Raw genomic sequence first — 14855 nt, forward strand, 5'->3', positions numbered from 1 at the left:
GAGTGTCGTGAGCGGGGTCAGGCGGCCCCGGTGGGCGCGCGCGGCCCCATGGACTGCGTCTTGCGGAGCGCGGCCCGCCACGCGAGGGCGACCGCCGTCTCGGCCACGGCCAGCAGGACCAGCCACAGGCCGAGCAGCCGGGTCAGGGCGCGGGCCGACTCCGAGGGCAGGGCGAGCACCACGATCCCCGCGACGATGCCGAGCACCGCGGCACCCAGGACGACGCCGCGGTGCGGCAGGTCCTTCGCGGCGATGGCCGTGTAGAGGGTGAGGATCCCGGACACCAGCCAGACGACCCCGACGACCAGCGAGAGCGCGGCGATCGTCTGCAGTGGGTTCCGCAGGCACAGCACCCCGGCCAGGACGTAGAGCACGGCCAGGACCAAGGCCGGAAGCCGTTCTCCGTGCTCCTCCCGGCCGAAGACGGCCACGAACCGGAACGCCCCGCTCACCAGCAGGTACAGGCCGATGAGGACGGCCAGGACGTGCAGGGACGCCTCCGGCCAGACCAGTATCAGGACGCCCGGTACGAGCGTCGCCACGGCCGAGCCCAGGAGCCAGGTCCAGGAACGGCCCAGCCGCGCGAGGCCGTACGCGGAGTCACCCGTCGCCATGAGGACCGTTGCGTCGGAGTGGTGCTCCTGCCCGGGGAGCGATGACGGACCACGCGACATGGTCATGGCTCCTCCTCGTGTGATCGAGGTGCGGTGGTCTTCGAGGGATGCGACGTGGCCCGGGCGACGGATCCGACTGCTCCAGCGTCCCGCCTGTCGCCGGTGCCGGGCTCACCCCCCGTGGGTGAGCCGTCGGCGCCGCCGTGACCGTGGGGCGGAAATCTCCTGCGTCTTGGATGCCGAGGACGGTCGGGCGTCTTGTACGGCGAGGACGGTCGGGCGTCGTTGTACGGCGAAGACGGTCGGGCGTCGTTGTACGGCGAAGACGGTCGCGTCACTCCGGTACCGGCCGCATCTCCACGACCCGCAGTCCCAGCGACTGGCAGCGTGCCAGCAGCCCGAACAGGTGCGCTTCGTCCACGACGGGGCCGAACAGGACCGTCTGGCCGGCCATCACCACATGGCCCAGCTCCGGAAAGGCTTTGGCCAGTGTCTCCGACAGGTGTCCCTCGACGCGGATCTCGTAGCGCACGAACTTGTCCTCCCACGGCTTCCCGGGACAGGCGGACGGCGCCCTTTCCGTCATCGTCCACCTCCGCGCCCCCTCGAACCTCACCCGGAGTAGGTGACCCGCCCGGTGACGGACGCCGGGATCAGTGCTTCAACACGATCTTGACGGCGATGATGAGCAGGCCGAGCAGCAGATTGACCGATGCGGTGACGGCCATGAGCCGCGGCGACGCACCGGCGCGGCGCGCCGCGGCCACGGACCAGCCGACCTGGCCGACCACGGCGACGCAGAGAGCCAGCCAGAGCGCCCCCCGGACGTCCAGCCCCAGGAGCGGGCTGAGCGCCACCGCGGCCGCCGGCGGGACGGCGGCCTTGACGATGGGCCACTCGTCATGGCACACGTGCATCACGAGGCGGCGGTCCGGAACCCGTTGCGCCAGGCGCGCCCCGAACAGCTGGGCGTGCACGTGCGCGATCCAGAAGACCACCCCGGTGAGGAGCAGCAGCACGACCATCTCGGCCCGGGGGAACGACCCCAGGGAGCCGGCGCCGACCACCACGGAGGCCGCGAGCATCGAACCGTAGACGCCGCCCGTGTAGTCCGCGCGGGCCCGGCGCTCCGCCCGGCGCTTGCCGCGGTCCGCCGGGGCGGGTGTGGTCCTGAACATGAGTTGCTCCCATGTGGCCTCAGAGTGTCGACCCGGTCGATCCGGCCGGAGCGTCGGGGCCCCGCTCCTGCGGGCGGCTCTGCCGGGCGGTCGGCAGGTGCGGTGTGACGAGGAAACTGGCCAGGGCGATGCCACCGGTGGCCAGGATCGCCGCCTTGAGGCCCTGCAACTGCGCGGACGCGTAGGAGTCCGTGACGGCTTCGACCTCGGAGGGCGGCAGCCCGGCGCGCTGGGCCGCCGAGCGCACCTGATCGGTCGGGATGAAGGTGACACCGGCCTCGAGGGCCACACCGACCTGCTCGCGGGTCTCCTCGGACAACCGTGGATCGTCCTCGACCCGGGTGGTGAAGGCGTGGGCCAGCGCGCCGATGAGAAGGGATCCGATGAGCGCGGTGCCCAGCGCCGAGCCCAGGTTCTGTGCCGTGAACTGAAGCCCTCCCGCCTCACTGCGTTCCGCCTCGCCGACCCCGGACTGCACGACGTTGCCCAGCTGCGAGGCGAGCAGGCCGATCCCCACGCCCAGCAGGGCCATGGCCCCGGCGAACTGCGCGTCGTCGATGGCCGGGTCGATGGTGGCCAGCAGCCACACGATGGCCGCCACCAGCGTGATCAGGGCCAGCCGGACCACCCGGCGCGGACCCGCCACCCGCCCCAGCGGGGACGCGCCCAGAGAGGTCACCAGCATGGTGGCGGACACCGGGAGCAGGCGCAGGCCCGTCTCGAACGCGTCGAACCCCTGAACCACCTGCAAGTACAGCGGAATGGTGAAGAACAGCCCCAGCAGGATGAGGTTCTGGCTCAGCAGCGTCAACAGGCCCGACCGCAGCACGGGTCTGCGCAGCAGGGACAGGTGCACGAGTGGATCGGCGTTCGCGTCGTCCCGCCGCCGCTCCCACCACCGGAAGACGGCCAGGACGGCCGCCCCGGCGCCGACGACGAACAGGGTCGGAGCGAAACCGAAGACGGTGAAGGGCGGGTTGCGCGGCTGTACCCATCCCCACGTGCTGCTCTGCAGCACGCCGAGTACGCCCAGCCCGAGTCCGGCCGCGGAGAGGACCGCGCCGACCCCGTCCAGCCGGGGGCGCGGCCCGCTCGGAGCGGGCGTGGCGATCACCCGGCGGCACAGCAGTACGGCCAGGACGACCACGACCTCGCCCGCGAAGACCAGCCGCCACGTCAGGTAGGTCGTCACCCAGCCGCCCAGCAGGGGGCCGACCGCGATCCCGGCACCGGCGAGCCCGCCGATGACCGCGTACGCGATGGCCCGGTCACGTCCCCGGTAGGACTCCGCGACGAGGGCGGCCATGGCCGGGAGCACCATGGCGGCGCCGAGCCCCTCGACGACGGACCAGCCCAGTGTGAGGACCCACAGCGTGGGTGCCACAGCGGTGACGGCCGACCCGACGCCGTAGACGACCATCCCGACGAGGAAGATGCGGCGGCGACCCACGATGTCCCCGAGCCTGCCGCCGATGAGCATGAAGGCGGCCATGACCAGCGCGTACAGCGTGATGACCGCCTGAATGGCGGTGACCTCGGTGTCGAAGTCCTCGACCAGCTGGCTGATGGACACGTTCATGACGGAGGTGTCCAGGACCATCAGGAACTGGGCCGCACCGAGGACGATCAAAGCCCGCCAGCGTTTCACGGTGTCCACCTCGCCGAGTCGGCCCGGTACGGCCGGGGAGTCCCGGGCGTGCACCGGCGCACTCGCCGGCTGCTCTCATCGAACTCCTGAGGGCGCGCTGCCCGCTTCACCCACGAGGGGGGAGGGTGCGGACGCGGGACTCCCGCACCGGCGCGGCCTCACAGCATCCGCAGGTCGCGGGCGCGGCGCACCGCTTCGCCGCGCCGGTTCACCGCCAGCTTCCGGTAGACGCTCTTGAGGTGGGTCTTCACCGTGTTCACCGACAGACAGAGGTCGGCGGCGACCTCCTCCGTCGACATCATCCGGGCCACGCACTCCAGGACGTCGTGCTCGCGCGCGCTCAACTCCACCACCACGAGCGGGGCGGACGGCGGCGGTGGCCCCGGCCGCTCGCGGGTCAGCGGTGCAGCCGGCGTGAGCCAGCCCGCCGCCAGATCGTGCAGCGGCGCCGTGGCCAGGTGGGGCCGGACCCACGCTCCGGCATCCAGAAACGGACGCCGCAGCCGTTCACGCCGGGCGTCGAGGAGCGCCTGGGTCAGGAGTTTGCGGGCGGTTGCCGTGTCTCCCGTCGCGTCGGCGGCCCGGGCCCTCACCAGTGCTGCCCTCACGGTCACCGCCGGGCCGGTGCGTTCCTCGGTGTGGATGCTGTCGAGCAGGTCGAAGGCCGCCGCGGTACGTCGTGCGGCGAGCTGGATCGACGCGGCCTCCACGGCGCACACGGGCTGTTCGCCGGAGACCGCCCGGAGTACCTCGGTGGCTCTGTCGGGCCGCCCTTCGGCCAGGTGGGCGGCCGAGGTGACGAGTGCTTCCTGGCTTGCCGCCCACGGGGAGGTCACGGCGGCGGGGACGGCCGGGGCCACCGCCTCGACCGCGGCTCGCATCTTTCCCCGGGCCATCAGGAGGCGAGCCGCGGCGAGGGAGCGCCCCGCCGCCGTCACCGGATCACGCGCTTCGAAGGGGTCATACGCCGTTTGGTCGATGAGGGCCTGGGCCCGGTCCAGCTCATTGCGGTCGACCGCCACGGCGGCCAGGACCAGCCGTCCGATCGCGGAACCGGTCGGCTGAGACGGGCCGGGGTGGTCTCCCCCGGGCACTGCCGCCAGGGCTTTGCGCTCTGCCCGGCCGGGCCAGCCGTTGAGGTAGTCGATCAGGGCCAGGTGCCCCATCGCCTCCTCCCGGGGAGCCTCGGTGGACGTTCCGCCGGGAGCGCCGGCCACGGTGTTCAGGACGGCACGCGACTCCTCGAAACGCCCGGCCCACAGGAGGGTCGAGCCCACATGGGTCAGCAGGAGGGCGGTGAGTTCCGGATGCTTGTCCAGGAGGTGAGCCGGCACTTCCTGCCGTAGTTCGTGGGCCGTTTCGGCGGCCTTCTCCACGTGCGGGGGACTGCCGGCCAGCCGGGCGGCCAGGGCTTCCAGCAGCGCGCAGCTCAGCCGTGCGGCCGCGAGGTCGCGGTCGTCGTCGGCCAGCTGCTCCTCGGCGTGGCGCAGGCTCGCCAGGCCGTGATCGAGGTCGTGGTGGGACAGGTCGTGGGCGGCGCGCACGAGGTCGGTGGCCGGGCTTCTCGCCTCGGGCCCCATGTGGGAGAACAGCCGCGCCAGGTCGTGTGCGTTCGGGCCGGTGAAGAGCCGTCCGATCGCGAGGTCGTCCACGAGGGCGCCGGCGGCGAGGTCCCAGTCGTCCGCGGCGGCACTGTGGGCGAGTGTCTCCGGCAGGTGGCCGTGCCGACGCAGCCACCGCGCGGCCCGTCGGTGCAGTTCGGGCTCCAGCCCGGGCAGGCGGACCCGCAGATGGGCCCGCAGGATCTCCCTGAACAGCGGGTGCAGCTGGTACCAGGAGTGCCCGAGCCGTTCGACGAACGCGTTCTCGCGGTGCAGGCCGGCGAGGAGGGGCTCGGCGTCGATGCGGTGGGTCAGCGCGTTGGCCAGATCGGGACAGAAGCGGTCCAGGACGCTCACGCGCAGCAGAAGGTCCTGGGTCTCCCGCGTCTGCCTCTTGAGGACCTCGGCCAGCAGGAAGTCCGCGACCGTGCTGCGGTCCGCTTCGAACTCCTTCAGATAGAGCTCGGGGTCCGGGCTCTCCCGGGCGGCCAGGGCGGACAGGCTCAGACCGGCGGCCCAGCCCCGGGTGCGGTCGACCAGGTTCCGCGCCGCCTGGATCGGAATGCTCACACCGTGCAGTTCCAGCAGGGCGGCGGCCTCTTCGGGCGTGAAGGCCAGTTCGGCGGAGCGGATCTCCGTCAGTTCGCCGACCGCCCGGTAGCGGTGCAGCGGGAGCAGTGGTTCGGTGCGGGTGATGAGAACGAGGCGCAGGCCCCGGCCGGCGTGGTGCAGGACGAACTCCAACTGCTCCGCGATCTTCGTGTCGGCCACGCGGTCGTACTCGTCGAGCACGAGGAGCACGGGCCGCTCGCGCTCGTTCAGTTCGGAGGCGAGTGTGGACAGCAGCCTGCGGCTCACCCTGGAGGCGTTGCCGGGTGCCCCGACGGCGTCGGACGGTGGGGCACCGCAGGCGCGCAGGGCCTGTAGGACGTAGGCCCAGAACAACCCGGGGCGGTGGTCTCCGCCGTCGAAGGAGAGCCAGGCGACCGGCGGGCTCTGCCGGGAGGCCCATTCGGCGGCCAGCAGGGTCTTGCCGGCTCCGGCCGGGCCGTTGAGGAGAGTCAGCGGCGTCTTGACGGCCTGGTCGAGGTGGTCGACGAGCCGCCGGCGCCGCAGGTACGTCCGGGGCCTCGCGGGGAGGGCGAATCGTGTGCGCAGGAACGGATTGCCCAGGGGATCGGTGTGCGACAGCGGCGAAACAACCGGAATCTCGGATACTCGAGCACGCGCGGGAACGTCCGGCACGGCGCTCATCACCCCTGTCGGGTCAGGGCCACGTCATGGGCAGCGCTTCCACCCTCAGCATCCCAGCCTTCCTGCCCGGCCGCACGGCGGACCGGGCCTCCTGAGAGGCCGCCCCGCGGCCCCTCAGCGAGGAGGCCGGGGAGAAGCCGTGGGCCGGTACGCGTCGTCGTGTGCGCGCCATGAGCCTTCCTCGGACGGTTCGAGAAGGTTCTCGCGCGGTACGACGCACAGGGCCCAGATGATGAAGCCCGAGAGCGCGATCATCACGATCGACCAGACCGGGTACTGCGGCAGGGAGAGGAAGTTGGCGATGATGACGAGACCGGCGATGGCGACGCCGGCCACGCGGGCCCACATCGACGTCTTGAGCAGCCCCACGCTGACGACCATGGCGACCACGCCGAGGGCGAGGTGGATCCAGCCCCAGCCGGTCAGGTCGTACTCGAAGACGTAGTTGCGGGTCGTGACGAAGATGTCGTCCTCGGCGATGGCCATGATGCCCCGGAAGAGGTCGAGCAGCCCGACCAGGAAGAGCATCACGGCGGCGAAGGCGGTCAGGCCGGTGGCCCATTCGTCCCTCGCCCTGTGTGACGGTTGGGTGGGTGTGGCGGTCATCTCGCGCCTCGGTTTCGATGCTCAGGGGCCGGAGGGGGACGGGGGAGAGGAGCCTCCTCCGAGCGGTTCGGCTCGGCGTCCTCACGGTTCGGCTCGGTTCGGCTCGGCGTCCTCTTCAGGACGGTTCGGCTCGGCGTCCTCTTAGCGTGCCCACGGCAGGCCGCGGGCGGCTTCACCCGGTGCGGGTGAGAGTGGAGCCGCTCGCCTGCGCCACTGCACGCGCCCGCCGTTCCCCACGGCGGCCTTACGCGAGGGGTGCCGCTTCTCCCATCAGAGCGCGTACGGCCTCCAGCGCCTCGGCCCGGTCCGCCGGGACCAGTCCGATGCGTGTGCGCCGGTCGAGCAGGTCGGCCTCGTCCAGGGCGCCCTCGTGCCGCAGTGCCCACAGCACCTCGGCGCCGGTGACGGGATGGCCCGGGACGACGGGCTCGGCCAGCCGCGGGTCCCGCACGGCCAGGGCCTGCACCGCGGGTGCCTCGGTGCCGTAGCGCTGGACGAGGCGGCGGGGCGCGCGGAGTGCGGCGAGTGCCCGGGGGGCCGCGGCGCCCACCAGCGGGAGCGCGGCGGTGGGTGAGGGACCGGCGGCCAGACCACGTGCGTCGACCGCGGCGTTCACGGCGTCCTCGGCCATCCGGCGGTACGTGGTGAGCTTGCCGCCGACCACGCTGACCACGCCGTCCGGTGAGGTCAGCACCGCGTGCCGGCGGGAGATGTCGGCCGTGCGCGAGGCGGCGCCGGACCGGGCCGTCCCGCTCGTGTCCAGCAGGGGACGCAGGCCGGCGAACGCGCCGACGACGTCGGTGCGTCGGACGGGGACGTCGAGTACGGAGCCGAGGACGTCGAGCAGGAAGCCGATGTCGGTCTCGGGCACGTCGGGGACGTCGGGGACGGGCCCGTCGAGGGGTTCGTCGGTGAGTCCGACGTAGACGCGGCCGTCGTCCTGGGGCAGCACGAGGACGAAGCGGTTGGTCTCCCCGGGGATGGGGATGTGCAGGCCGGCGGGGAGCGGGCCGATGTGCTCCGAGCGCAGGACGAGGTGGGTGCCGCGGGAGGGCCGGATCCGGATGCCGTCCACGAGGTCCCCGGCCCACACGCCGGACGCGTTGATCACCGCGCGGGCCCGGATCTCGCCCTCCTCGCCGGTGATTTCGTCCCGCACGCGGGCGCCGGACGCGGTGATCTCCAGGGCCCGGACACGGGTCAGCACGCGGGCGTGGTGCGCGGCGGCCGTGCGGGCGAGGGCGGTCACCAGACGGGCGTCGTCGGTGAGCCGTCCGTCCCAGGACAGCAGGCCGCCCCGCAGCCCGCCGGGGCGCAGTGCCGGGGCCAGGTGCCGGGTCTCGACGGGCGACAGCCGACGCGGGGCGGGCAACGTGGCCCGAGCCGTACGGGCCGACAGCCTGAGGGCGTCGCCGGCCCGGAAGCCGGCCCAGGCCAGCGCCGCCTGGCCGCGCGGGACGAGTCCGGTCAGGGGCAGGACGAACGGCTGGGCGCGCACCAGGTGGGGTGCCGTGCGCTCCATCAGCACGCCGCGTTCGACCGCGCTCTCGTGGGCGACGTCGAACTGCGCCGAGGCCAGGTAGCGCAGTCCTCCGTGGACGAGCTTGGAGCTCCAGCGCGAGGTGCCGAACGCGAGGTCGTGGGCGTCGACGGCGACGACGTCCAGACCGCGGGCGGCGGCGTCGAGGGCCGCTCCGGCGCCGGTCGCGCCGAGGCCCACGACCAGCACGTCCACCACGCGGCCGTCGGCCGCTTCGGTCAGCTCGCGGGTGCGCCGGGCCGCGGACAGGGAGGCCCAGGCGGCCGGGACGGCTGTCTGGCTCATGGGGTGAGGGTCCTCTCCAGAACGGTGCGCAGTTCGGCCAGGAACGCCGCTGTGGTGAGCTCGGCGTCGTCCTCGTCGGTCATGGTGCGCAGGGACAGGGCGAAGGACTGCAGGATCAGCAGCACGGTCCGGGCCTGGCGTTCGGCCGGGGCCTCGCGCACCGAACCGTCGGCGTGTCCTTCGCGCAGCGCCCCGGCGAGCAGTTCCAGCAGGGCTTCCTGGCTCGCGCCGCGCCGGTCCAGCACGTAGGGCAGGAGCAGTTCGGGGTCCACGTCGACGATCTTCTGGAAGAGCGGGTGGGCGCGGAACGCCTTCACCCCCGCGACCAGGCCGTCGATCAGCGGCGGGCGTGTGCCCAGCTCCGGCCGGCTCTCTGGCATGGACCCGGTCGCGACGGCGATCCACTCGCGCGTCATGAGGTCGCCGACGAGGGAGCGGACGTCGGGCCAGCGGCGGTAGAGCGTCATCCGCGAGAGGCCCGCGCGACGGGCCACGTCGGTCATGGTCGTCCGCCGGACCCCGACGGCGAGGACGCAGTCGCGGACGGCGTCGAGCACCACGTCGTTGTCGGCGGAGGTCGGCCGGGCCGAGCTGTTGTGACGATTAGGCGTCATGTGTAACAGTGTAACGCCCGAGGCCGCTCCAGCGGCAACCCCGACGACCGGTGAGGACGACAGGCATGGACATGCTGTGGAACGGCTGGGGAGACCCGGCCAGGGCGACGCCGCTGCCCGACACCGTGACCGGGCTGCTGCGCGACTGGCTCGGCGTCAAGCCGCAGTCCACGGCATCAGCCCGGCTGGCGGAGATCGCGATCTCCACGCCCGCCCTGGAGGGCGCCGCCCTGCACGCGCTGCGCACCGCACTCGGCGACCGGGCGGACGACGTCCGCACCGACACCGAGAGCCGCGTCCGGCACACCCGCGGCAAGTCCACCCCGGACCTGCTGCGCCTGCGCGCCGGTGACACCGCCGACGCCCCGGCGGCCGTGGCCCTCCCGCAGAGCCATGAGGAGGTGCTCGCCGTGCTCCGCGTCTGCGCCGAACACGGCCTCGCCCTCGTCCCGTTCGGCGGCGGCACCTCCGTCGTCGGAGGCCTCGCCCCTGTCGGCAAGGCGCCCTTCGTCGCCCTGGACCTGCGGCACCTGAACCGCCTGCTCGACCTCGACCCCGTCTCCCGGACCGCCACCCTCCAGGCCGGTCTGCGCGCCCCCGAGGCCGAGGCGCTCCTGGCCGAACACGGCTTCACCCTCGGCCACTTCCCGCAGTCCTACGAGTGGGCCACCATCGGCGGCTTCGCCGCGACCCGCTCCAGCGGCCAGGCCTCCGCCGGCTACGGCCGCTTCGACGACATGGTCCTCGGCCTCACCCTCGCCACGCCCGGAGGAACCCTCGACACCGGCCGCGCACCCCGCTCGGCCGCCGGGCCCGATCTGCGGCAGCTGCTGCTCGGTTCGGAGGGCGCCTTCGGCGTCATCACCTCCGTCACCGTCCGCGTCCGGCCCGTCCCGCGGACCCGCCGCTACGAAGGATGGCGCTTCGCCTCCTTCGCCGAGGGCACCGCCGCCCTGCGCCGGCTCGCCCAGGACGGCCCCCGTCCGACCGTCCTGCGGCTCTCCGACGAGACCGAGACACTGATCGGCCTGGCCCAGCCCGATGCCATCGGCTCCGCAGCCGAGCAGCAGAGCGCGGGATGTCTCGCCGTCGTCGGCTTCGAGGGAACCGAGGAGGACACCGCCCAGCGCCGGGCGGCCGCGGCGGCCGTACTCACCGACTGTGGCGGCGAGTTCGCGGGCGAGGAACCAGGACAGCGCTGGGCACACGGCCGCTACTCGGCGCCGTACCTGCGGGACTCGCTCCTCGAAGCGGGAGCGTTCGCCGAGACGCTGGAGACCGCCGCCTACTGGTCCCGGCTGCCCGGCCTGTACGCGGGCGTCCGCGACGCGCTGACCGCCACACTCACCGAGCACGGCACCCCGCCCCTGGTCATGTGCCACATCTCGCACGTCTACGAGAACGGCGCCTCGCTGTACTTCACCGTCGTCTCGGCCCAGGGCGAGGAGCCCGTGGCGCACTGGACGCGCGCCAAGCACGCCGCGAACGAGGCGATCCTCGCCGCCGGGGGCACCATCACCCACCACCACGCGGTCGGCACCGACCACCGCGACTGGTACGTCCGGGAGGCCACGGACCTGGGCGTCGCGGCACTGCGGGCCGTCAAACAACGCCTGGACCCGGACGGCCTGCTGAACCCCGGCGTCCTGCTGCCGACCGACTGACCGCGCCCCCGGTCCCAGTCCGAACACGCACCACCCCACCAGACGACAGCCCGGCACCACCCGTCAGCCCGGAGGCACATCGATGCGACAGTTCACCGCCGTCGTCAACCCCACCGCGGGCGGAGCCACCAGCGCTGCGGCGCTGCTGAAAGTGGCCCGTCTGCTGCGGGATGCGGGCGCCGAGCTGGAGACCGAGTACAGCCGCAGCCTCGCCCACGCCCGCGAACTCGCCCGGCACGCCGGGGAACGAGGCCGGGTCGTGCTCGCCGTCGGCGGTGACGGCATCACCGGAAGCATCGGCGGCGCCCTCAGCGGCTCCGGCGCACTGTTCGGCATGGTCCCGGCCGGGCGCGGCAACGACTTCGCCCGCGCCCTGGGCCTGCCCGGCGACCCCGAAGGCGTGGCACGCGTGCTGCTCCACGGCACACCACGTGCCGTGGACACCATCGAGGTCACCTCGTCCGTCCACGCCGGCACCGTCGTGCTCGGCAGCGTCTACGCGGGCGTGGACGCGCTGGCCAACCTCCACGCCAACCGCTCCCGCCTGCTGCGCGGTTCGGCCTCCTACTACGCCGGTGCCCTGCGCGCGATCAGCACCTGGCGCCCCGCCCGCTACCGGATCACCGTCGACGGCCAGGAGCACACCTGCACCGGCTACACCGTGGTGGCCGCCAACTCCAGCTACTACGGCTCCGCGCGCCGCATCGCCCCCGAGGCGCGGCTGGACGACGGCCTCCTCGACGTCGTGATGATCCGCGACGCGCCGCGCCGGCTGTTCTTCGCCCTGATGAGGGAACTCGACACCGGCGCCCACATCCACCGCCCCCAGGTGCGGGTCCTGCGCGGCCGGGAGATACGCATCGAGGCCGACAGAGACCTCCCCTACGGCGCGGACGGCGAGATCGAGGCCACCCTCCCGGTCACGGCCAGGGTGCTGCCCGGCGCACTGCGCGTCCTGTGCTGAGGCCGGGCCGCACCCCGACGACCGTCTAGCCCGCGCTGCTCATCAGACCCATCCGCGCCAGGTAGCGGCCGACATGCTCCGGGCTGTCGGCGGCCAGTGCGATGTGGTGGTCGGGGCGGATGAGGAACAGCCCGGTGCCGAGTTCCTCGGCGAGCGGTCCGCCCGTCACGTGATGCGTGCGGACACCCGGTGTCGCACGGGGCGGTGCGCAGTTCACCGCCAGCAGGGTGAAGTCCGGGCCCCTCAGCAGGCCGAAGAGATTCGGGCAGGCGCCGTCGGCGGTGACGCACGGGAGGTCGGGCGCCCGGTCGCCGGCCCGGACCCCCGTCGGGGAACCCAGTGCGCGGGCGTCGGTCGAGAGCTCACTGTCGCGGTAGTGCACCGACAGCAGGTGACAGACCCGCCCCCGCAAGCGTGACTGCCCGCCGTCCTCGGGTTTGCGGCCGGCACGGTACAGGCGGGTGCTGAGGTCCAGGACGCCCGCCGCGGCGGGCCGGCGCTCGGCTTCGTAACTGTCCAGCAGCGTGACCGGGGCACCGCGGCCGATGACCTGGCCGAGCTTCCAGCCGAGGTTGTAGGCGTCCTGCACGCCGATGTTCAGCCCCTGGCCACCGCCGGGCGGGTGCAGGTGGGCGGCGTCCCCGGCGAGGAAGACCCGCCCCTGGCGGAAGCGTTCGGCCATCGCGGTGCGCGGCCGGTAGAACGAGCTCCACGGCACCTCGGTGACGGCGTCCGGGGGCAGGTGGGTCCGCTCGGCGACCAGGCTGCGCACGGTCTCGGCCGTCGCGGTGAACTCATCGCCCGTGATCTTGGCGTTCAGCTGGAAGTCGGCGGTGCCCGGCAGCGGGCACAGCAGCAGCTCACCCGGCGGGTCGTCGGGCCAGATGTGCCAGTGATCGCGGTCCAGGCCCCGCACGCGCACGTCCGCCACCACCGCCGACCGCAGCCCGCGGTCCTCGCCCTTCATGGCGATGCCGAGGGACTCGCGAACCGAGCTGTGGCTGCCGTCGGCGCCCACCAGGTAAGGCACCGTCATCAGGCGACGGCCGCCGTCGGACCGCTCCACCTCGGCCGTCACGTGCGTGTCCGTCTGCGTCAGGGACACGAGCCGGGCACCGCACTCCACGGTTCCGCCCAGTTCCAGCAGGCGATCGCGCAGGATCTCCTGGGTGCGCCACTGCGGGATCAGCCACTGCTGCGGCTGACGCGAAACCGGCGCCTCCGGATCCGGTTCGATCAGCCACCACTCGCCCCCGCGCTCGCCGTCGCGCCAGGTCTGCATGGGAGGGAAGGGGGCGCCGGCGGCCCGCACCGCGTCGATGACGCCGAGGTCGTCGAACGCCTCCAGCGTGCGGGCCTGAAGGCTCTTGCCGCGTGAACCGGCGGGGAGCCGGTCGCTCGCCTCGATGACATGGGTCCGCACGCCGCGCCTGGCCAGGTCGCAGGCGAGGGTGAGGCCAGTCGGTCCGCCGCCGACGACCAGCACGTCGACGGTCGGCTTCTGCGGTGTCCGAGAGGTGGGATCGGGCACGTCTGCCTGCTTTCTGCCGTCTGCCCCGGCACTGGATGCATGGAGCGGCGCTCTGCCGCACTATGCGAAATGTCCCCCACGGGCGGGGCGGCCGTGGCCCGTGCCCACCGGTTCCGCCCACATGGCCGCACCACCGCACGAGCTCAGGAGCACACATGGCTCACACCGCCACCTGCCCCTTCGACTACAGCGAGCAACTCGAGTTCGACCCGTCCCTCGCCCAGCTCATGGCCCGCGGCCCGGTCAGCCGTATCCGGCTCTCCTACGGCGAAGCCGAGGCGTGGCTGGTCACCACCTTCGACGGCGTACGTCAGGTGACGACCGACCCCAGGTTCAGCCGAGCCGCCATCGTCGGCCGCGACTACCCCCGGATGACTCCCGAGCCGATCGTCTCCCCGGAATCGATCAACGTCATGGACCCGCCGCGCGGCACCCGGCTGCGCCACGCCGCCGCCCGGGCCTTCACCCAGAGCAGCGTGAAACGCATGACGCCGGCCATCGAAGAGGTGGCCCACCGGCTCGTGGACGAGATGATCGAGCAGGGCCCGCCGGCCGACCTGGCCCGTGGCCTGTCCGAGCCGCTGCCCAACCACACCATCTGCGCCCTGCTGGACGTACCCGTCCAGGACCGGCCGCTCATGCTGCGCCTCACCCAGCAGATGCTGACCACCGCGCCCGAAGCCCGGCAGACGGCGGCCGAAGCCAAGCAGCACCTGCGCGCCTACTTCACCACGCTCGTCGCCGAACGCCGCAAGGACGGGGGCAGCGACCTCATCACCACCATGGCCGCCGGCGATCAAGAGGAGGAGCCCCTGAGCGACGACGAGCTGGCCGTCCTGGCACTGACCCTCATCCTCAGCGGCAACGACACGGCCACCTGCCAGATCAGCAACATCGCCTACACCCTGCTGACCCGCCCCGAGCTCCACGAACTGCTGCGGCGCAGCCCCGAACAGCTTCCCCGGCTGCTGGACGAACTCCTGCGGCACATCCCCTTCCGCAAGGGCGTCGGCATCCCGCGCGTCGCACTGGAGGACGTGGAGCTCGAAGGAGTGCTGATCCGCGCCGGTGACTTCGTGCACGTCTCCTATCTGGCGGCCAACCGGGATCCGGAGGTGTTCGCGGACCCCGATGCCCTCGACGTCGACCGTGCGTCGCACCCTCATATGACGTTCGGCTGGGGCGGCCACCACTGCGTCGCCAGCACCCTCGCCGTCGCGGAGCTGAAGGCCGCGATCGGGGTCCTGTTCACCCGCCTTCCCCGACTGCGGCTGGCCGTACCGGCCCAGGACGTGCCCTGGGACACCCGGACGATCCGGCGCTTCCCCCTGGAGCTGCCCGTGACGTGGTGAGGGC

General features: G+C 72.9%; 12 protein-coding genes. 3 read left to right on the forward strand and 9 right to left on the reverse strand.

Annotated elements, in window-relative coordinates:
- Window positions 1–17: 17 nt before the first annotated feature.
- The 8 genes from QOL88_RS37720 to QOL88_RS37755 all read right to left on the reverse strand — a co-directional run bounded on the left by QOL88_RS37720 (window position 18) and on the right by QOL88_RS37755 (window position 9340).
- Window positions 18–680 carry an HdeD family acid-resistance protein gene (locus tag QOL88_RS37720; RefSeq protein WP_257028006.1) on the reverse strand — a complete coding sequence of 221 codons (663 nt, stop codon included), beginning with the start codon at window positions 678–680 and terminating at the stop codon, window positions 18–20.
- 268 nt (window positions 681–948) lie between these two features.
- Entirely contained in the window at window positions 949–1146 is a 198-nt protein-coding gene (locus tag QOL88_RS37725; RefSeq protein WP_030847793.1) for a DUF8691 family protein, read from the reverse strand.
- A gap of 121 nt (window positions 1147–1267) precedes the next feature.
- A complete protein-coding gene (locus tag QOL88_RS37730; protein ID WP_097222675.1) occupies window positions 1268–1792 on the reverse strand; it encodes a hypothetical protein in 525 nt (174 codons plus the stop codon).
- A 19-nt stretch (window positions 1793–1811) separates the two neighbouring features.
- Window positions 1812–3440 (reverse strand): MFS transporter, encoded by a 1629-nt coding sequence (locus QOL88_RS37735; RefSeq protein WP_097223375.1) that lies wholly within the window; start codon window positions 3438–3440, stop codon window positions 1812–1814.
- A 158-nt stretch (window positions 3441–3598) separates the two neighbouring features.
- Entirely contained in the window at window positions 3599–6295 is a 2697-nt protein-coding gene (locus tag QOL88_RS37740) for a helix-turn-helix transcriptional regulator (protein ID WP_097222676.1), read from the reverse strand.
- A 114-nt stretch (window positions 6296–6409) separates the two neighbouring features.
- On the reverse strand, window positions 6410–6901 hold the full coding sequence (locus QOL88_RS37745; RefSeq protein WP_097222677.1) for a DUF7144 family membrane protein: 492 nt from the start codon (window positions 6899–6901) through the stop codon (window positions 6410–6412).
- A gap of 244 nt (window positions 6902–7145) precedes the next feature.
- The gene (locus QOL88_RS37750; protein WP_097222678.1) at window positions 7146–8726 is read right to left on the reverse strand and encodes a glycerol-3-phosphate dehydrogenase/oxidase; all 1581 of its coding nucleotides are present in this window, start codon (window positions 8724–8726) and stop codon (window positions 7146–7148) included.
- Window positions 8723–9340: a TetR/AcrR family transcriptional regulator gene (locus QOL88_RS37755; RefSeq protein ID WP_097222679.1), complete on the reverse strand. Its 618-nt coding sequence runs from the start codon at window positions 9338–9340 to the stop codon at window positions 8723–8725. Before QOL88_RS37755 ends, QOL88_RS37750 begins: the two co-directional genes overlap by 4 nt.
- Before the next feature lie 65 nt (window positions 9341–9405).
- Here QOL88_RS37755 and QOL88_RS37760 point away from each other — a divergent pair, with 65 nt between their 5' ends.
- Both QOL88_RS37760 and QOL88_RS37765 read left to right on the forward strand, forming a co-directional pair.
- Window positions 9406–11004, forward strand: coding sequence for an FAD-binding oxidoreductase (locus tag QOL88_RS37760; RefSeq protein WP_179879074.1), 1599 nt, complete (start codon window positions 9406–9408; stop codon window positions 11002–11004).
- 82 nt (window positions 11005–11086) lie between these two features.
- A complete protein-coding gene (locus QOL88_RS37765) occupies window positions 11087–11968 on the forward strand; it encodes a diacylglycerol/lipid kinase family protein (RefSeq protein ID WP_097222680.1) in 882 nt (293 codons plus the stop codon).
- Window positions 11969–11993: 25 nt separating this feature from the next.
- Here QOL88_RS37765 and QOL88_RS37770 read toward each other — a convergent pair whose 3' ends face one another.
- Window positions 11994–13499, reverse strand: a complete 1506-nt coding sequence (locus QOL88_RS37770) for an FAD-dependent oxidoreductase (RefSeq protein WP_097222681.1) — start codon at window positions 13497–13499, stop codon at window positions 11994–11996.
- A 155-nt stretch (window positions 13500–13654) separates the two neighbouring features.
- On the opposite strand from QOL88_RS37770, the gene QOL88_RS37775 reads away from it, so the two are divergent.
- The gene (locus QOL88_RS37775; protein WP_097222682.1) at window positions 13655–14851 is read left to right on the forward strand and encodes a cytochrome P450; all 1197 of its coding nucleotides are present in this window, start codon (window positions 13655–13657) and stop codon (window positions 14849–14851) included.
- Window positions 14852–14855: the final 4 nt, after the last annotated feature.

The organism is Streptomyces sp. Ag82_O1-12, from assembly GCF_900182715.1.
GTDB classification, from domain to species: Bacteria; Actinomycetota; Actinomycetes; order Streptomycetales; family Streptomycetaceae; genus Streptomyces; species Streptomyces massasporeus.